Raw genomic sequence first — 18,672 nt, 5'->3', positions numbered from 1 at the left:
AAAGAGATGGCCGGAGCCATACGGCATGCACCGTTTGGCTCCGGCCATGTTGCGGTTTCGGTTCATTGCCCTGCCTTGTCCGGATTCAGGATGACCCGGTCGAAGATTTGAATCAGTTCCGCGCTGTAGGTTTCCAGATCGATTTGTTCCGACAGGGTTTTGTTGGCCGCATATTCCCATATCGCCGCCCGGAGCGCCGCAGCCGTCACCGGAACGTTGAACGCTCTGAACTCCCCGGCTTTTTGCCCCGTGATGAGAATCTCTTTCAGCACGGACACCAGAGGTTCTTCATCATCATCTTCCAGTTTGTAGTAAGGAACCTGGTCGGGGGTCCGGGCGTGAAAGATGATTTCGATCAGCGCATAGATGCGTTTGGGATGGGTTCCCTGGTAAGCGAGGCACGCTTCGATGTAGGCGTGCAAACGTTCCCGGGGAGTTTTGGCCGCTGCCAGCCGCTCCGCCACATATCGCGTTTCTTCCTCGATCAGAGTGGCCAGGGTGTGGTTCATGAGATCGTTTTTGTCCTGAAAATGATAAGAAATCAGTGCGGTACTGATCCCCGCGCGTTTGGCGATTTGGGCCAGACTGGCGTTGACGTAGCCGATCTCGTCCAAAGTGTGGATGGCGGCTTCGATGATTTGCGCCCGTCTGGCTTCCGCGATGAAGGACTGTTTTTTTCGACCGCCGTGATGGTCTTTCATCATTCCCCTCCTTTGGGAGGTCCTCCGGATGGACGTTTTTTTCCAAGGCGTGGAAACCAGGATGATCCCCTTGACCGCGGCACTCCGGAGGGAAATGCGTGACAACCGATCAAAGACTTCCATTCGCGATCCAACTGACGGCATTTACGGCCAGACGGATGAGAAGCATCACCAGTCCCGCCATGAGATTCAGGAGGACGAGAGCGACGGCGAGTCGCATCACGCCTTGGCCGGCTTCCTTCCGCATGAACATCAAAATTCCCGCCGTGAGTGCCAGAATGCCCGCGAGCCCGAAGAAGGCCGGTCTGATCCAATGATACCAGTCGGATTCGGAAGCATTCAACAAATGATCAATGCGCATCCAGGTGATCCAGATGAGAACGGCACCGACCAGCAAGCCGGTCATCGGGTGCAGAGAGTTTTTGTTCATGGCGCTGACCCCTCTCCGGTAATGAAAGAATCCACCGATCGACCAAAAGTATTGATTGATCGTACAAACAATTAATTGATTGTTCAATCAAATTTTATGCCAAGAGTCTGTCTGTTGTCAACGACATCGATGGACCATGAGGGGTGAAGGGGGCGACATACGGGACATGGATGCAGCTTCGGTAAATGATGCGTTTTCGGTCTTCAATCAGACACGTCACATGCGGCAGGGCGGAGAGGAGAATGAAAGGCCGGGAAGGGAAGTGAGGAGATGAAGACATGCGCAAAATCCGCCGGTGGTTGTTCTCCGCTGTTTGTCAGGCGGACGCACGGAGAACAGCCACCGGCTTCGATCGGATTTGAATCAATCCGGAAGATTCTCCGGAAACCGGTGATGGGAAAAACAGGATCTCATGTACCGGGGGTTGTCACGGAGGCATTCCGCTCTCCATTTGTTTTCAACCGGGCCAGTCCTTCCGGATAATTTCCGCGCACGATCCCTTTTTCCGTGATGATCGCCGTGATGTATTCGGCAGGGGTGACATCAAAGGCGGGATTGTACACGTTGGTTCCCTCCGGAGCGATGAGCCGGTCGGAAATGCGGGTCACTTCGTCCGGTGACCTCTCCTCGATCGGAATGTCGTCGCCCGTCGGGGTGTCGAGGTCAACGGTGGACAGCGGTGCGGCGACATAGAAAGGAATGCCCAGCTGGCGGGCGATCAGGGCCAGTCCGAACGTGCCGATCTTGTTGGCGGTGTCGCCGTTGGCAGCCACCCTGTCGCATCCGACGATGACGGCGGCGATGTTTTTGGTGCGCATGGTGTGGGCGGCCATGCCGTCGGTGATCAGGGTGACGTCCACGCCGGCCTGTTGCAGTTCCCAGGTGGTGAGACGGGCTCCCTGCAACAGGGGGCGGGTTTCGCAAGCGAAGGCGGACAGTTTCCAGCCCCGCTCTTTCGCCAGATGAAGGGGAGCGAGTGCCGTTCCGTACCTCGCCGTGGCGATGCCGCCCGCGTTGCAGATGGTCAGAACGGAGTCTCCGTCATGCAGCAGGCTGAGCGCGTGTTCCCCGATGCTTCGACAAACGCTCTCATCCTCCTCCTGGATGAAAAGGGCTTCTTTTTCGATCAGGCAGCGGGCTTCTCCAACGTCTTTGGCCCGTTTGGCGGCGCCGACCACCCGGTTCATCGCCCAGAAGAGATTGACCGCGGTGGGGCGGGAAGAAGCGAGATACTCCCGCTGTTTCTCCAGTTCATCCCAAAAAACGGTGAGAGACGGCGTGTCAAAGCGACGCGCCCAGACGGACAACCCGAAAGCGGCGGCCATTCCGATTGCCGGAGCGCCGCGCACTTTCAGGGCACGGATCGCTTCCCGTACCTGATCCACCGTTTCACAGCGAAGCCACTTTGTCCGGTGAGGAAGCTTTGTCTGATCGAGGATGAGCACGTGGTCCCGGCGGTATTCCACGGAACGGATGAGTCCGCTCATGCGCCCACCTCCCGGATGGCCGCCAGCAGATCATCGGTGGTGCGGACGGAGCTTCTCTCCTTGATCAGAACGGAGCCGAGCCGAAGGGCTTTCTCCTTCAAGCGGATTTGCAGTTCCGAATCTTCGATCGAATCCAGATCCGCCACATGGGCCAAGCCGATGGTCCGGCGAATCACTTCGCAGCCCGCAAAGCCGACGGCGTCTTCGAAGACGCGGGCCAAAAACGCCTCTTTCACGCCGGGCACGGAAGCGTACACTTCCCGGGCTTCCCGGGTCCACAGTTCGTCCAGCACACGGACGAACGTATCCCAGGTGCCGCTGATCACGGACAGCAGCTCTTCACGGATGGCGGACCGTTTTTCCGGGTCCCGCGCATGCCATTCCTGCGAGATCCAGTTCAGGACGACATTGGCGAAGAATTGGCCCAAGTCGAATCCGAACGGTCCGAAGAACGCGAACTCCTGGTCGATCACTTTGGTGGAGTCCCGCGTGGCGAAAATGCTGCCGGAATGCAGATCACCGTGGACCAACGCTTCGGCGCGGGTGAGGAAATCGTATTTCAGCTTGCCGGCTTCCCGCCGCAGATCCGTGTCGTTCCACAGCCGTTCCACCGCAGGGCGAAGTCCGTCCGGAAAATCATTGGTCTCATGATCAAAAAACGGGTCGGTGAAGACCAGATCTTCCGTGATTTTGCACAATTCCGGATTGATGAACCGCTTCACCAACTCTTTTTTCTCGAACGGATGCAGATAAAAATCGCTGGTGTAAAACAGGGTCTTGGCCACGTAGGTGCCGATGTGCCCGGCCAGTTCCGGGAATTGGCTTCCTTCGATCCATCCCTTGCGCAGGATCACATGGGAAGAGAGGTCTTCCATCACCGTGAGTGCCAGCGTTTCATCCGTGTGATGCACCGCGGGAACCAGCTCCGGAACATACCGTGCCGCCAGACGAAGCGCCTCGCTTTCGATCCGGTTGCGGTCCAGGGTGAGCGGCCAACTCTCCCCGACCACCTTGGCGTAGGGCAGGGCCTGTTTGACCACGACGGACCGGCCGGTCTCCGGATCGATGATCCGGAACACCAGATTCAGGTTGCCGTCGCCGACTTCTTTCACCGTCAGCCGGGATGAATCCGGGAATAGGTCCAACGGCTCCACGACCCGAATCACCGTTTCGGTCGTCAATGCTTGATATGCCTCCGAGACACGCACGCTCATCCGATCATTCCCCCGATCCTTGAAATGTGCCGAGACAATGGCCGCACCGTTTTTTTTCCGGTTTCGCCTGTTGAAGGAGGGACGGAAAAAACGGACGGCGTTGTCATCGCTCTCCGGGGCCAATGAGAAAGGGCCCCTTTCCGCTTGGGAAGAGGCCCGGGTATGCATCACCATGCGACCCTGGGCCTCTTATCTTGCAAAACTCGCGTTTTGCCGGATTTGGCACCGTACCATGCGCGACTTGGCGTCGCGGCCCCCGCTTTCCTTGCGGGAACCCCATCTCACGATGGTATGACGGCCGGTTGCCGGGCTTCATCGGGCCGTTTCCCTCCGCCTTCTCTTGATAAGAGACCGGTCAAACAGTCGATATGAATTGTCGTTATTTTTCGTGCAATTACAAACGAAATCATATTACGCTCGGAATTGAATGTCAAGAGGGAAAAAATCTTTTTCTCTTTGCTTGCCGTCATCGGCGGCCATAGAGCTCCGGCCGGCGGTCTTCAAACACCGGAATGCGTGAACGAACCTCCGCAACCAGGTCCGTGTCGATGCTTCCGAATGCCAACGTTTCAGCATCACCGGCTTCGACGATCACTTCTCCCCACGGATCGATGATCATGGAGTGACCGGCGAAGGTGTTGGCCGGATCGGAACCGGAGCGATTGCAGGCCACGACGTAACACTGGTTCTCGATCGCCCGGGCGGTGAGCAGCGTCCGCCAGTGACGGAGCCGGGGTTCGGGCCATTCGGCCGGAACGAACAGGACGCGCGCTCCTTCCAGCGCATACCGGCGGATCCATTCCGGAAAGCGGATGTCGTAGCAGATGGCCGCGGCACAGGGGACGTCATCCAGCCGGAACAACCCGGGGTGATCGCCGGGAGTCAAGTATTTTTCTTCGTCCATCAGGCGGAACAGGTGAACCTTGCTGTACGTGCCCGCCAATTGGCCGGTTTTGTCCACGGCCAGCAACGTGTTGAAGGGCCTGTTCCCGCGCAGCGCGGCGACCGACCCGGCGACGATGTGTATGTTCAGCTCCGTGGCCAGCTTGCGGATGAACGCTTCGGTTCTTGCGGAGTCGGGATCGGCAATGTCAAGAATGCGGGTGAGGTCGTAGCCGGTGTTCCACAGTTCGGGGAGAACGACCACATCGGCTCCTTCGGAAGCTGCCCGGCGGATGAACCCTTCCGCTTTGGCGAAATTTTCTTCGGGCTGACCGAAGGAGAGATCCATTTGGGCCAAGGCGATTTTCCATTTCATGGGGATGTCCGCCTCCAAAAAAACGTTTTGACAGATTTTCCTCCACGATATAACATAAGTCATTAGAATTTCAAGAACATTTCACATGAGCTTGTTGGCAAGCATGCCTGGGAGCCGGCGCAGATTTCACGCAAACGCATTGAACTCCGGAAAACGGTTCGGGAGACCGTTTGGCAGGGATTGTCAACAGCTTTTGCATTTCAGCTTGAATGGGAAGTGAAGGCCATGCAGTTTCAAACGGCTGACGCACTCAAGCGTCTCCCCGAGCAATTTTTCGCCCGACTGGTGGGCAAGGTGACGGCCGCCGTTCGCGCCGGCCATGACGTGATCAATCTCGGACAGGGGAATCCGGACCAACCCACACCGCCGCACATCGTGGAGGCGCTCAAACGGGCGGCGGACAATCCGGAATTCCACCGGTACAGCCCGTTTCGCGGTCATGCTTTTCTGAAGAACGCGGTTTGCGAGTTTTACCGCAGGGAATACGGGGTGACCCTGGATCCTGAACGGGAAGTGGCCGTGCTGTTCGGAGGCAAGACAGGCCTGGTGGAAATTGCACAGTGTTTTCTCAATCCGGGAGACACCGCTCTGGTGCCGGATCCGGGGTACCCGGATTACTGGTCGGGCATCGCCATGGCCGGCGGGCGCATGGAAATGATGCCGCTCAGGGAGGAGAACGAATTCCTTCCGGATTACCGGTCGATTCCGGAGACGGTGCGGAAAAGCGCCAAGCTCATGTTTCTCAACTATCCGAACAATCCGACGGGCGCCGTGGCATCCCGGGACTTTTTCCGTGACACGGTGGAATGGGCTTCCGAACACGGCATCCTGGTGGTGCACGATTTCGCGTACGGGGCGATCGGATTCGACGGAAAAAAACCGGTCAGTTTTCTGGAGATTCCGGGAGCCAAGGAAACCGGCATCGAAATTTACACGCTGAGCAAGACCTTCAACATGGCAGGTTGGCGAGTGGGGTTTGCCGTGGGCAACCCGAGCGTGATCGAAGTCATCAACCTCATTCAGGACCACTACTACGTCAGCCTGTTCGGGGCCGTTCAGGCCGCCGCGGCGGAAGCGCTGCTGGGACCGCAGGATTGTGTCCGGGACCTGGTGAATCTGTATGAGCGCAGACGGAACGCTTTCATCGGAACTCTGCGCGCATCCGGATGGGACGTAAAACCGCCCGCGGGCTCCTTTTTCTGCTGGCTGCCGGTTCCGGAAGGGCACTCGTCCGAGTCGTTTGCCGATCTGTTGCTGGAAAAGGCCCGTGTGGCGGTGGCTCCGGGCATCGGATTCGGAAACGCCGGCGAGGGATTTGTGCGGGTGGGCCTTCTGACGGATGAATCCAGACTGGCGGAAGCGGCACAGCGGATGACGCGTTTGGGGCTGTTTGAAAAAATTCGTTGACAACCGGATGACGCAAATGTCATAATCACAGGTGAAAAATGAATATTTCGTCCAGGCATTTTTTTATTCACTCTCATCAAGAGCAGGCGGAGGGACCAAGCCCAATGAAGCCCAGCAACCGGCCGTCATACCATCGTGAGATGGGGTTCCCGCGGGAGCGGGGGCCGCGGTGAAAAACCGCGCATGGTACGGTGCTAAATCTTGCAGCGTTGAGCTGAGAGATGGGAGGGAGAGACCAACGGGCAGACTCGGCCTCTTCCTTCCGTGGAAGAGGCTTTTTTGATGCGTTTGAATCGGTGAGGGACGCGGCGGAGGACCGTTCCGTGCTTCCGCCGCGAGCCCGGGATCAGGCGGCGGCCGGGACTTGCGGGGGGCGGCCGGGACGGGATCGCCGCTTACGGACGAATTCGGCTTCAAGGAGGCTGAGGGCATGGGTGAATTGATCGCCACTTATTTGGTGCATGACAGAAAGAGTGACCTGAGCGCCAAGGCGGAAGGCATCGCGCTCGGTCTGACGGTGGGTTCATGGACGGACTTGCCGGAACTGAAACAAAAACAGCTGGAGAAACACAAGGGGCGGGTCGTGGAAGTTCGCGAACTGTCCGATGACGAACGGGTAAACGGCTGGTTCGGCCATCGAAGAACCCGCGGTCTGATTCGCATTGCTTATCCGGCGGTCAATTTTTCCCACGATTTGCCGGCGATTCTCACGACGGTTTTCGGCAAGTTGTCGTTGGACGGCGAAATCAAGCTGGTGGATCTGGAGTTTTCTCCCGATCTGTTGAAGGCGTTTCCCGGACCCGGCTTCGGGATTCGCGGCATTCGCGAGAAACTGGGAGTTCACGACCGGCCGCTGGTGATGAGCATTTTCAAAGCCGTGCTCGGTCGGGATTCCGAGGATTTTGCGGACCAGCTTCGCCGGCAAGCCCTGGGCGGGGTGGATCTCGTCAAGGATGATGAAATTTTGTTTGACAACCCGCTCACGCCGTTTGAAGAACGGATTCGCATCGCGTTGAAGGTATTGGCGGAAACGGAGGCGGAGACCGGACACCGTACCTGGTATGCCGTCAATCTGACGGGCCGCACGCGGGAGCTCAGGGACAGGGCCAGACGGGCCGCGGAGCTGGGGGCTCACGCTCTGCTGTTCAACGTGTTCGCCTACGGTTTGGACGTTTTGCAGGAGTTGGCGGAAGATCCGGAAATTCCGGTGCCGATCATGGCTCATCCCGCTTTTTCCGGTGCATTTGTCAGCTCGCCGCTTTACGGGGTGAAAGCGTCCCTTCTTCTGGGCAAATTGCTCAGGATCGCCGGAGCCGACTGGGTGTTGTTCCCGTCTCCTTACGGCAGCGTGGCTCTGGAGCGGGAAGAAGCCCTGGGAATCAGCCGTGGGCTGACCGGTTCGCTGGATGGAATCCGCGAATCGTTTCCGGTTCCGTCCGCGGGCATTCATCCCGGTTTGGTCCCGCGGTTGATCGATGATTTCGGCATCGATTCGGTCATCAATGCCGGCGGTGGCGTGCACGGACACCCGGAAGGGGCGGAAGCGGGAGGACGTGCGTTCCGTCAGGCGGTGGATGCCGTGCGACGGGGAATTTCCCTGGAAGAGGCGGCGGCCGGTCATCCGGAACTGGCCGAGGCACTCCGAAAGTGGGGAGGAGGCAAACGCGGATGAGCCGACAGCCCGTGATTTTCTGCGATTTTGACGGCACCGTGACGGAAAGCGACAACATCATCGCCATCATGAAACGGTTCGCACCGCCGGGGTGGGAAGCGATCAAGGACGACGTGCTGGCCCGCCGCGTTTCCGTCCGCGAGGGTGTCGGCCGGATGTTTTCCCTGCTCCCGGTTTCACTGAAAGATGACATTGTTTCGTTCGTGCTTGAAAACGCGAAAATCCGCGACGGATTCCGGGAGTTTCTGTCTTTCGTCCGCGAGGAGGAGATTCCGTTTTTCATCGTCAGCGGGGGCATCGATTTCTTCGTCCATCCGGTGCTGGAGGGTATTGTGGAGCGGGATCGGATTTTCTGCAACGGCAGTGATTTTTCGGGAGAGACGATCCGCATTCTCTGGCCGCATGCCTGTGACGGTCACTGCCGGAACGATTGCGGATTGTGCAAACCCGCCATTTTGCGCGGGTATGACCCGCAAACCTTCCATCGCATCGTGATCGGCGATTCGATCACCGACCTGCAGGCGGCCAAATTGGCGGAAGAAGTGTACGCCACCGACTTTCTGGCGAAAAAATGCCGGGAATACGGCATTGCTTACACTCCGTTCGAAAGCTTTCATGACATCATCCGATCGTTGAAGCGGAAAGGGGTGCGGCAGGCATGAGCGTCGATGAACTTCTGGCTGAGCGATGGGAGGAACTGGCGGCGGTCAAGGAGGAGATGGCTGCCCGGGACTGGTTTCCCGGGACGAGCGGCAATCTGTCGATCCGCGTGACGGATGATCCGCTCACGTTTCTGGTATCGGCCAGCGGCAAGGACAAACGGAAGCGGACCGACGAGGATTTCGTGCTCGTGAATGAAGAGGGTGTGCCGGTGGGGGAGACGCATTTGCGCCCCTCGGCCGAAACGCCGGTGCATGTCTGGATCTACCGGTTGACCGATGCCCGCTGTTGTCTTCACATTCACACCGTGGACAACAATGTGATCACGGAATTGTATGCCGCGCAAGGAAAGGTGGTCTTTCACGGACAGGAGCTGATCAAGGCATTCGGCATCTGGGAGGAGGAAGGGGAACTCTCGGTGCCCATCGTGGAAAACCACGCCGATCTCGACCGGCTGGGCCGGGCGGTGGGAGAAGCGATTCGCCGTGACACGCGCGCCGTCCTCATCCGCAATCACGGAGTCACCGTCTGGGGCAGGACCGCGTTCGAGGCCAAAAAACACCTGGAGGCGCTGGAGTTTCTGTGTTCCTGGCGGGTGAAGCTGCACTTGCTGGGCATCGCGGGGAACCGGGCTTCCGTGCGGGGCAATCGGGTCGGAACGGCATGAAGGCCGTGGAAGCGACGACTGTCGGTGAGCAGAAGCGCCGGAGAATGGACCCTGCCGCGGGAGGTGCTGATTTCTCAACGATTCGGAGAAAAACGGGATGACCGAATAGACGGAGGGTTCCCAATTTCGGGAAAGTTGCCGGATTTCCGGGGAATTTTGCCGGCGGAAAGAACCGGCCACCGGGTGATCCGATGAATGACCGCTTCGGATTTCATCAGGAATTCACGGGGAGGAGTGCAACAATGGCAGAACTTCGTTTTCATGACACCGATGAGCGTTTGTCCAAACGGGATGAAGTGGTGGCTTGGCTGGAGAGCCAGGGCGTGATTTACGAGAAGTGGGACATCTCGAAACTGCCGGAAGATCTGCGGGAAAAATACAATCTGACGGATGAGGAAAAGGAGCGCATCATCGCCACTTTCCGTGAAGAGATTGACGATTTGTCCCGCCGGCGGGGCTATTTGACGGAAGACGTCGTTTCCCTATCGCCGGAGACGCCCAACCTGGAACAACTGCTCGACAACTTCAAGAGGGAGCATCACCACACCGATGACGAAGTGCGCTTCATCGTCAGCGGGCACGGAATCTTCGCCATCAAAGGAAAAGACGGACGGTGGTTTGACGTCGAGCTGGAGCCCGGCGACCTGATTTCCGTCCCGGAAAACTACCGTCATTACTTTACGTTGATGGAAGATCGCCGTGTCGTCGCCGTTCGCATCTTCAAGACGACCGAAGGTTGGGTGCCCATTTACGAACAACAATGACCTTGTCGTTCGCAGCCGCGGAAAACAAGGGGCAGGAGAAACATCTCCTGCCCCTTTTGGTCATGGTACAAGAGGATGGAAACTTGATGTGGGGCAAAATTTCATGACCGCTCGGATTCATCCGGTCCGCATCAAGCCGTCCCGTTCCCCGCGGAACGAACGAACCAGGGAGACAATCACGCCGATCAGCACAAAGGTGAACGGGAATGCGGCGATGATCGAAGCGGTTTGAAGGGCCTGCAAGCCTCCCGAATAGAGAAGCACCGCGGCGGAAGCGGCAATGATGACGCCCCAGATCAGCTTGATGCTGTTCGGGGGGTTCAGGCTTCCGTGAGTGGTCTGCATTCCGAGGACGAATGCCGCGGAATCCGCGGAGGTAATGAAAAAGGTGGAAATGAGAATGATGGCCAATCCGGTCATCAACGTTGCCAACGGGAATTCCTCCAACACCGAGAACAGGAGAACTTCGATCCCTTTGTCACTCATGATTTGGTGAAGGGGAATGCCCTCATACAGTTCCAGATACAGGCCGGAACCCCCGAATACGGCGAACCACAAGGATCCGAACAGGGTGGGAACGAGCAGGACACCGATGACGAACTCCCGGATGGTGCGCCCTTTGGAGATCCGGGCGATGAACGTTCCGACAAAGGGAGCCCAGGAGATCCACCAAGCCCAATAGAAAACGGTCCAACTGTTGACCCATTCGTGTGCTTGATCGGCAAACGGTGCCATGTACAAGCTCATCCCGGCAAGGTTTTGCAGATAGCTCCCCAAGGTGCTGGAAAACACGCTCATGAAAAACTCGGTGGGACCGACGAACAGCAGGAACGCCAGCAAGAGAACGGCCAGGATGATGTTCAGGTTGCTGAGATATTTGATGCCTTTGCCGATCCCGCTGACTGCCGAAAGACTGAAGAGGGCGGTCACGACGATGATGATGACCAGTTGGGTCGGGAAATTGTTTTCAAGCGGCGTCAGGGATGAGAGCCCGCCGCTGATCTGAACGGCTCCGAAACCGAGGGATGTGGCCACTCCGAACACCGTGGCGAAGACGGCCAGGATATCGATGAGCTTTCCGACGGGACCGTTCACTTTCTCTTTGAGCAACGGGGAAAAGACGGCGCTGATCAGTCCGGGTGCATCCTTGCGGAATTTAAAGTACGCCAACCCGAGTGCAAGCACACTGTAAATGCCCCAAGGATGCAGCCCCCAATGGAAGAACGAGTAACGCATGGCCATTCGGGCGGCTTCGGTCGTTTGTCCGTCACCGACGGGAGGTGAATGGAAATGGGACAGGGGTTCGGCCACTCCCCAGAACACCAACCCGATGCCCATGCCCGCACTGAACAGCATGGCAAACCAGCTCAGCGTCCCATACTCCGGCCGGTCTGAATCCTTGCCAAGTTTCAGCTTTCCAAGGGGACTGAAGATCAGCCACAACGCAAACAAGAGGAAACCCGTGGCGGAGAAAAGATAGAACCAGCCGAATTTTTGCTGGATCAGAGATTGAATCGTGGAGGTGATTTCAGCCATTTGGCCGGGAGCCACGACTCCCCACAAAATGAAGATGACGGAGACGATGACTGAAACAACAAAGACACTGGTAAATTTCTTCATGGCACTTCCTTCCTGTTGGTTTATTGGTCAAATTCCCATGAATCCATTATAGGCATGAAATTGATCCATTGTCCAACCATATGCCGGGGGAGGCGGCATGGATTTCCTTCGGTGGTGCTGCATTTTTACGTATTTGAAAAAATCAACCGATTGAACCGGCAAGGAAATGAATCCGGAAGCGATAACAAACCCCCGGAGTATTCTCCGGGGGTTTTTCGAGTCTCGGGGTTCGAAGCAGTTGTCCGAGTGTTGTCAGGCGTTTTTTGCGGACTTGTCCGGATCGGCGAAGTCCGGGGATCAGGCGGCATTGCTGCACAACCAACGAAATCGGTTGATGTGTTTGCGCTTGCACAAATGTCCGTTCGGTGAAAGATCTTTTGTCGTCCGGAAGCGGATGTGTTTGGTGTTGGCACGTGAATCGGTTGAATCCGTTTCTTCCATTGAGTATGTGTGTCTCAGATCTGCAAGGCGGATCCGAAGAATTCGTAGTGAATCCGGTCGGCGGGAATGCCCATTTCCGTCAGGGCCGTTTTGATCGCTTTCATGAACGGCACCGGACCGCAGAAGTAGAAATCGGCGTCCTTGTCTTTGATGATTTGCTCCAGCCACGTGCGATCGATGAATCCCTCTTTGTCAAAAGCGCCGGTTTGCCGGTCTTCTTCGGTCGGTTTCTCGTAGCAGACAAAGTACCGGATGTGATCGTGTTTTTCCGCGACCTCTCTCAGATGATCCTTCATGGCATGCACTTTGCCGTTCACCGCGGCGTGGATGTACGTGATCGGCCGTTTGGATCCCGATTCCACCAGCGTGTTCAACATGCTCACCAGGGGAGTGAGACCGACGCCGCCGCTGATCAGGACAACGGGAGTTTCTTTTTCTTCGTCCAGGAAGAAATCACCGACTGGCGGGGAGAGCAGCAGAACATCGCCTTCACCGATCTGCGAATGCAGCCAGTTGGACACGATTCCAGCGGGCAGATCACCGCGTGCGTCTTCCCGTTTCACCGAAATCCGGAAATGGGATTTGCCCGGTGCGTCGGACAAACTGTACTGACGGATATGGGTGATCGATTCGCCGGGAATGTCCGCTTTCACACTGATGTACTGTCCCGGACGGTATGCGGGAACGGAACCTCCGTCGGTGGGTTTGAGCCAGAAGGAGGTGATGTTTTCGCTTTCTTTCACCTTGCGGATGACGGTGAACGGTCGCCAACCTCTCCAGCCGCCGGGGACCGTTTCTTTTTGGTGATAGATGTCTTCTTCCACTTTGATGAAGATGTCTGCCAGAACCTGATACGCTTCCGCCCATGCGTTCAGGATCTCCGGAGTGGCAGCTTCTCCCAGGACCTCCTTGATGGCGCGGAGCAGGTGTTTGCCGACGATCGGATAGCCTTCCGGCGGGACCAGAACGCTGCAATGTTTGTGGGCAATCCGAAGGACGGCCGGAGTCAGCGCTTCCAGCCGGTCGATGTGTTCGGCGGCGGCAATCAGCGTATCGGCCAGCGCGCGCGGTTGTCTCCCTTCTTTCTGGTGAGATATATTGAAGATATTGAGCAACTCGGGGTGTTCGCCAAACATGTTCCGATAGAAGACGGTGGTGATGGTTTGGCCGTGCTCCCTGAGAACCGGGGCCGTTCGACGAATGATCTCCACGGTTTCGGGCTTGAGAGTGATTGCAGAACTCATAGGGGTCCTCTCCTTTTTTTGAATGCTTTTTGCATTCTTTCTTCTGTTTTCATTCTAGGACCGGTCATTGGACACACGCTGTGATTGCCGTCACATCGGATGTGAAAAAGAGGTGAAATCATGATCCTGTATCGGGGGGACGTTCTGTTTCGCGAAGGGGAGAGCGGGGATCTGTTCCGGATCAACAGGGGCCTCTTGAAAGTGGTGAAAACCCGGGAAAACGGTGATGTGTTTCTGTTCAACATCCTGGTTCCCGGAGAAGTGGTTCCGCATGCCACCCTCATCACGCCCGGCCCTTATCCGGGAACGGCGGTGGCTTTGACGGAATGTGAAGTGGAACGAATCCCGGCAAAAGACTGGTACCGGGCATTGGATGAATATCCGGGCATGTACCGGGAAGCCGCTTTGATGCTGGAGTTCACGATTCGAAAAGTGCAAAAGCGCGTGTCCATGACCACCGTTCCCAAGGCCGAACGCCTGTCTCATTTCACCCGGTGGCTTCGATCCTACTGCTTGATCGAGCGTCCGGACGAACTGTTGACCCAGGAAGAGATCGGCCAGTTCTTGGGGATGAGCCGGGAAACGGTCAACCGGTATCTCAACAGAAGGAAATCCTGAAACCAAAAACCCCCGGGAGGGGGACCGGAATCGCAATTGAATCACCGGTCGGTTCCGACGGGGGCATGTGAGGAGCCGGACGGGCCCGAACATTCACAAGTGTTGAAGATTTCTTGACCGGAATCATGCATCGGGCGATTCAGCTCTTGCATGCATCCGGAACAGAGGAGCACGTTTTTGCCGCTTTGCCGGGCTTCAAACCGGGCTTCCCGGATTCCGCAACGTTCGCAGAGATAGGCCTTTCCTGCCATATGCAATCACTTCCTTCCGATGGAGATGTCTGTTTCGAAGCGATCCCTTTGGCCCGTAAGGTTCTTGTAGAGGTGAATACATATATATACCCTGATGTATGGCGGGTCAAACGTTTCGTGCCGGAACCGCGAAGCGGTCAGGTGGAACGGATGAACGGTGTTTTTCGGGAAAACCCGCAGGCATGCCCGGGGGAACGGGGATGCGGAGGAAGTTTATTTGAAGACAGGGAGTGATCCGCGTTGAACAAACGACTGGAAAAAGTGGCGGCTTGGCTGAGAGAGCGACAAATCGACGCAGCTTTCATTCATTCTCCGCAAAACGTGTACTACCTGACAGGCTTTTCGTGTCACCCCCATGAACGGCTTTTCGGTCTGTTCGTCTTTCCGCAGGCGGAACCGTTTCTGGTGCTTCCGCTCCTGGAGGAAGAACGGGCCCGGGAAGCGGGGTGGACCGGAGACATCGTCGCCTGTGACGATGCGGAAAATCCCTGGGTCCGTGTAAGAGAACGTCTGCATCACCGGGGATTGAAACAGGCGGCGAATCTGGCCGTCGAAAAAGTCTCCCTGCCGGTGGTCCGTGCCGAACAACTTCTTCGTCTGTTGCCGGGGGCTGAGCTTGTGTCGGCGGACGAATGGTTGACCGGTCTCCGGTTGATCAAGGATGAACGGGAACTGGACCGGATGCGGGAGGCCGCACGGCTGGCGGATATCGCCGTGCAAACGGGCATCGACTCCCTCGCGGAAGGGGTGTCCGAATTGGAAGTGCTGGCCCGGATTGAACTGGAGATGAAGAAACGGGGAGTGCGGGACATGGCTTTTTCCACCATGGTCCTGTTCGGGGAAAACACGGCTCATCCTCACAGCGTTCCGGGAACGCGCAGATTGAAAAAGGGAGACCTCGTTCTCTTCGACCTGGGGGTGATGCTGGACGGGTATTGTTCGGACATCACCCGGACCGTGGCATTCGGTGAACCGAACCGGGAACAACGACTCATTTATGAAACCGTGCTCAAGGCCCAGACGAAGGCCGTTGAAGCGTGCCGGCCGGGCACCCGGCTCGGCGATCTTGATCGCATGGCCCGGGACATCATTCGCGAAGCCGGCTTCGGCAAATATTTCACGCATCGGCTGGGGCACGGTCTCGGCATCGATGTTCACGAACCTCCGTCGATTCACGGGGAGAATGACGACTTGCTGAAGCCGGGGATGGTCTTTACCGTCGAACCGGGCATTTACGTTCCGGGAGTGGGAGGCGTCCGGATCGAAGACGATGTATGCGTGACGGAAAACGAGCCGGAGGTTTTGACCGGCTTTCCCAAAGAACTGTTGATCGTCTGAACCGACGGCCGGGGTTCACGGGGGAGGGGAGCGGAAACGCCGTTTCCGGGGCCGACTCCGTGAATGCCGGCTTTTTGGCGTCTTCGCGCCGAATGAAGAACCCCTTCCCGCTGATTTGCAATCCATGATAGAATATTAAAAAAAGGAATTATATTTTGCCATTTATTGGGTCTTCAAGTGGTACCGACAAGGATTCATGGGTTGTTCACTGTCACCAAGTCCTATTCCTTGATACAATAAGCGTTGTCGAAACTCAGAATCCTTCGGTTTTGTCGAAACTTGCAAATAAAGGCGGTAAAACCATGAGCGTGCACTGTTTGCAGCCCAAGGCTGAATGGAAGGAGGGAAGCGGAATCGGGATGACGGAAAAAGGGGATTGTTTGACTTTTGATCGGATGAAAGCATGACCCACGGATCTTGCGGTCCGGATCCGGACTGCTCGCAGTCAACCATTTCCTGCAGCTTTTCCATGGATTCACCGTGTACTCGACGGATGAGTATGATATACTAACGAAAGATGTTACCATTGGATTTTTTAGACAAAAAATATCAAATTAATGTTGAAATTATTCAAACATAGAATTTAGGTATGCAATGATGGGTTCCGAAGTCGTCTACGCTCATTGGTCGGTTTTCATCTAACAGCGGGGAGTGGGCATTTTGCTGCAAACGGCATTGGACTTCCTCAAGCAATGCGGCGTGTGGGGGCTGTTTGCGGCCACGGCGATCGAGGCATCTTCCTTGCCGTTTCCCGGTGCCACATTCGTGTTGTTGTACGGTTACCTCATAGATGTGGGATTCTGGGGAATGGTGCTGATCGGTGCGGTCAACAGCCTGGTATACACGTTGTTCAGCCTGATTCCGTATTATCTGGGTTCCGGCCTGGGAAAATGGTCCAGAAAAAAAGTGGATCCCCAAAAAATCGAAAAAGCGCAAGCCTGGTTTCGGAAATATGGGGATTGGAGCATCACCCTTTCCAGGCCCACCGGTTTCGGCAATTATATTTCATACATCTCCGGAATGAGCGGCATCAAGCCTTGGCGTTTTCTGCTGTTCAGCTATATCGGCGTATTTCCTTGGAATGTGTTTTTGCTGATGGTGGGTCATTCCGGCAATCTTGAAACCATTCATCAATTTCTCGACGGGTTGGAGCGAATCGGCCTGGTGCTGGTCGCCGTGGGGGTTTTGGCGATCGGCACGTGGATGATTCTGCGCAGACGGACCCGTCGCGCGGAAGTGCATTGCGAAGAAGGTTGAATGAAACACAGGCGACCCATCGGGGGATGGGTCGCCTGTTCTTGTCCGGACGGGAATTCGGCCGTCATGTTCCGACGAGCACGAATCCGTCCTCCGTCGTTCATGGACTTAAATCAAACTTTCCCGCTGAGGATGTCTTCCGTTCGGCGATTTTTGCTTTCAGGCCGGGAGCGAGGCAACATCCGGCGACGTACAGGAAGGCGGCCAGGAAATAGGGCGTTTGCGGGGAAAAGCGGTCGGCCGTCCATCCCATGATCAATACGGAAACGGCGAACAGTGCCGCGTTCATGGTGGCGTGGGCCGTCATCAGCAAGGGGGTTTTTGACGCTTCGACGGTCGATTGCAACAGCGTCCTGACGGCGATGGTCTGCAGTTGGCCGGGCGGTCCCGTGAGCAGGCTGAAAAGGAGCGCCAAAACAGGAAGGTGGGCGGCGGCGAACAGGCCGGTCCACAGACTCATGCCCAACCCTCCCGCCAGAATGGCAATTGCCAGTTTGTGCCGGATGCTGTCGGCGAAACGGGAGATGGCCAAGCTGCCCAGAATGCAACCGGCCATATATGCGGCGTTGATGAAGCCCCACCAGGCATTTTCGGCTTGCAGGACTTGATTCACATACGCCAACAGAATCGCTCCCGACCATGCGCCTTCGGCGAGGAAGCGGAAAGCGTCGATGGAGCCTGCCCGCAACAGGACCGGGTGGGAAACGAGGAGCTTCCAGCCCGTCCACAATCCGGAGAACGCGGCTCCGGCGGATGTTTCCCGCGTTTCGGAAGGATCGTTCACGAAATGCATGGAAACCGCGGACAGCGCCATCGTTCCCGCGGCAACGGCCAGCAACCGATCGGCACCGAACAGGTCGACGAGGATCCCGCTCAAAGACCATCCCGCCAGCATGGCCACCTGGTCCGAAGATGAGATCCAGCCGTTGGCGCGCACCAGTTTTTGTTTGGGAACCAGTCGGGGGACAAGCGCATTTCTGGAAGGAACCGTCCATCCGTCGGCGACGGCCAACGCGGCAACGAACAAAAGAACCGTCCACAAGGAGGGACCGGACGTGACGGAAATCGCCGTCAGACCGGTCAGAAACAAGGTTTGAATCCCCTGGGACACGCGAAGCAACGCCGTCAGACGATATCTCCCGAACAGCCACGGAGCGGCCAGCCCTCCCAAGATCAATCCGCCCACTCTCACCAAAGGAACCGTCGCGGCGATGAATGCGGAGTGGTTGGACCGGTAAAGGATGGACACGACCGCGACGATGTACAGCGCATCCGTCAGGTTGGCCAACGATTGACCGGACAGGAGCATGTAAAATGACCGGGATCTGAACATGATTGATACACCCTCCGTTCGATATTCGGTTGTTTGATGAATGTGAGACGGACAGGGTGAATCACATGGGAGGATCCTCCTTGAATCCCGGCTGATTTCTTCATGTTGCAAACCGGAGACGGGTGTCGGGACGGTCCCGCATTTCCCCGAACATGCGTGATCGGGGCAGATTTGCCGGTTTCCGTCTTTCAAATGATTCGGAGATATTTTATATTTGAATAATCAGGGCCGTCAATCCCGTTTCCCGGCGTCGACGGGTCACGGATTTTTGGGAGAAAAAAACGGGGATTTCAGGATGGATGACTGATTT

At 56.7% G+C, this 18,672-nt stretch carries 16 protein-coding genes and 2 riboswitches; of the genes, 8 read left to right on the top strand and 8 right to left on the bottom strand.

Translation table 11 applies throughout. The annotated features are described in order from the left end of the window. Positions 1 to 62: 62 nt before the first annotated feature. From EG886_RS09355 to EG886_RS09335, 5 genes are all read right to left on the bottom strand, one after another. Positions 63 to 701, bottom strand: a complete 639-nt coding sequence (locus tag EG886_RS09355; protein WP_124727891.1) for a TetR/AcrR family transcriptional regulator — start codon at positions 699 to 701, stop codon at positions 63 to 65. A 109-nt stretch (positions 702 to 810) separates the two neighbouring features. Next, a complete protein-coding gene (locus EG886_RS09350; protein ID WP_124727890.1) occupies positions 811 to 1,131 on the bottom strand; it encodes a hypothetical protein in 321 nt (106 codons plus the stop codon). Positions 1,132 to 1,541: 410 nt separating this feature from the next. Beyond that, positions 1,542 to 2,618 carry an S-methyl-5-thioribose-1-phosphate isomerase gene (mtnA, locus tag EG886_RS09345; RefSeq protein WP_124727889.1) on the bottom strand — a complete coding sequence of 359 codons (1,077 nt, stop codon included), beginning with the start codon at positions 2,616 to 2,618 and terminating at the stop codon, positions 1,542 to 1,544. Then, the gene (mtnK, locus tag EG886_RS09340; RefSeq protein ID WP_124727888.1) at positions 2,615 to 3,832 is read right to left on the bottom strand and encodes an S-methyl-5-thioribose kinase; all 1,218 of its coding nucleotides are present in this window, start codon (positions 3,830 to 3,832) and stop codon (positions 2,615 to 2,617) included. The genes mtnA and mtnK overlap by 4 nt, the downstream gene beginning before the upstream one ends. A gap of 186 nt (positions 3,833 to 4,018) precedes the next feature. Next, a riboswitch (SAM riboswitch) is annotated at positions 4,019 to 4,182 on the bottom strand. A gap of 116 nt (positions 4,183 to 4,298) precedes the next feature. Beyond that, positions 4,299 to 5,090, bottom strand: coding sequence for a carbon-nitrogen family hydrolase (locus EG886_RS09335; protein WP_124727887.1), 792 nt, complete (start codon positions 5,088 to 5,090; stop codon positions 4,299 to 4,301). 225 nt (positions 5,091 to 5,315) lie between these two features. Here EG886_RS09335 and EG886_RS09330 point away from each other — a divergent pair, with 225 nt between their 5' ends. The 5 genes from EG886_RS09330 to EG886_RS09310 all read left to right on the top strand — a co-directional run bounded on the left by EG886_RS09330 (position 5,316) and on the right by EG886_RS09310 (position 10,260). Further along, positions 5,316 to 6,497 carry a pyridoxal phosphate-dependent aminotransferase gene (locus tag EG886_RS09330; protein WP_124727886.1) on the top strand — a complete coding sequence of 394 codons (1,182 nt, stop codon included), beginning with the start codon at positions 5,316 to 5,318 and terminating at the stop codon, positions 6,495 to 6,497. Between the two features lie 70 nt (positions 6,498 to 6,567). Then, positions 6,568 to 6,725: riboswitch (SAM riboswitch) on the top strand. A 202-nt stretch (positions 6,726 to 6,927) separates the two neighbouring features. Next, on the top strand, positions 6,928 to 8,169 hold the full coding sequence (locus EG886_RS09325) for a 2,3-diketo-5-methylthiopentyl-1-phosphate enolase (protein WP_124727885.1): 1,242 nt from the start codon (positions 6,928 to 6,930) through the stop codon (positions 8,167 to 8,169). Continuing rightward, positions 8,166 to 8,831, top strand: coding sequence for a 2-hydroxy-3-keto-5-methylthiopentenyl-1-phosphate phosphatase (locus EG886_RS09320; RefSeq protein ID WP_124727884.1), 666 nt, complete (start codon positions 8,166 to 8,168; stop codon positions 8,829 to 8,831). The genes EG886_RS09325 and EG886_RS09320 overlap by 4 nt, the downstream gene beginning before the upstream one ends. Next, positions 8,828 to 9,496 (top strand): methylthioribulose 1-phosphate dehydratase, encoded by a 669-nt coding sequence (locus tag EG886_RS09315; RefSeq protein WP_124727883.1) that lies wholly within the window; start codon positions 8,828 to 8,830, stop codon positions 9,494 to 9,496. The genes EG886_RS09320 and EG886_RS09315 overlap by 4 nt, the downstream gene beginning before the upstream one ends. Positions 9,497 to 9,738: 242 nt before the next feature. Next, complete coding sequence (locus EG886_RS09310) at positions 9,739 to 10,260, top strand: 1,2-dihydroxy-3-keto-5-methylthiopentene dioxygenase (protein WP_124727882.1); 522 nt, start codon at positions 9,739 to 9,741, stop codon at positions 10,258 to 10,260. Between the two features lie 117 nt (positions 10,261 to 10,377). Here EG886_RS09310 and EG886_RS09305 read toward each other — a convergent pair whose 3' ends face one another. Continuing rightward, a complete protein-coding gene (locus EG886_RS09305; protein ID WP_124727881.1) occupies positions 10,378 to 11,880 on the bottom strand; it encodes a glycine betaine uptake BCCT transporter in 1,503 nt (500 codons plus the stop codon). A gap of 455 nt (positions 11,881 to 12,335) precedes the next feature. After that, a complete protein-coding gene (hmpA, locus tag EG886_RS09300; protein WP_124727880.1) occupies positions 12,336 to 13,565 on the bottom strand; it encodes an NO-inducible flavohemoprotein in 1,230 nt (409 codons plus the stop codon). Positions 13,566 to 13,685: 120 nt separating this feature from the next. Here hmpA and EG886_RS09295 point away from each other — a divergent pair, with 120 nt between their 5' ends. From EG886_RS09295 to EG886_RS09285, 3 genes are all read left to right on the top strand, one after another. Then, positions 13,686 to 14,183: a Crp/Fnr family transcriptional regulator gene (locus tag EG886_RS09295; protein WP_124727879.1), complete on the top strand. Its 498-nt coding sequence runs from the start codon at positions 13,686 to 13,688 to the stop codon at positions 14,181 to 14,183. Between the two features lie 491 nt (positions 14,184 to 14,674). Further along, entirely contained in the window at positions 14,675 to 15,772 is a 1,098-nt protein-coding gene (locus EG886_RS09290) for a M24 family metallopeptidase (RefSeq protein ID WP_124727878.1), read from the top strand. 660 nt (positions 15,773 to 16,432) lie between these two features. Beyond that, complete coding sequence (locus EG886_RS09285; RefSeq protein ID WP_164491758.1) at positions 16,433 to 17,029, top strand: DedA family protein; 597 nt, start codon at positions 16,433 to 16,435, stop codon at positions 17,027 to 17,029. 100 nt (positions 17,030 to 17,129) lie between these two features. On the opposite strand, the gene EG886_RS09280 is transcribed toward EG886_RS09285, so the two are convergent. Further along, positions 17,130 to 18,362, bottom strand: a complete 1,233-nt coding sequence (locus EG886_RS09280) for an MFS transporter (RefSeq protein WP_124727876.1) — start codon at positions 18,360 to 18,362, stop codon at positions 17,130 to 17,132. Positions 18,363 to 18,672: the final 310 nt, after the last annotated feature.

The organism is Staphylospora marina (assembly GCF_003856495.1).
In the GTDB taxonomy this organism is placed as follows: domain Bacteria; phylum Bacillota; class Bacilli; order Thermoactinomycetales; family Thermoactinomycetaceae; genus Staphylospora; species Staphylospora marina.
This window is presented reverse-complemented; position numbering and strand designations above follow the sequence as displayed.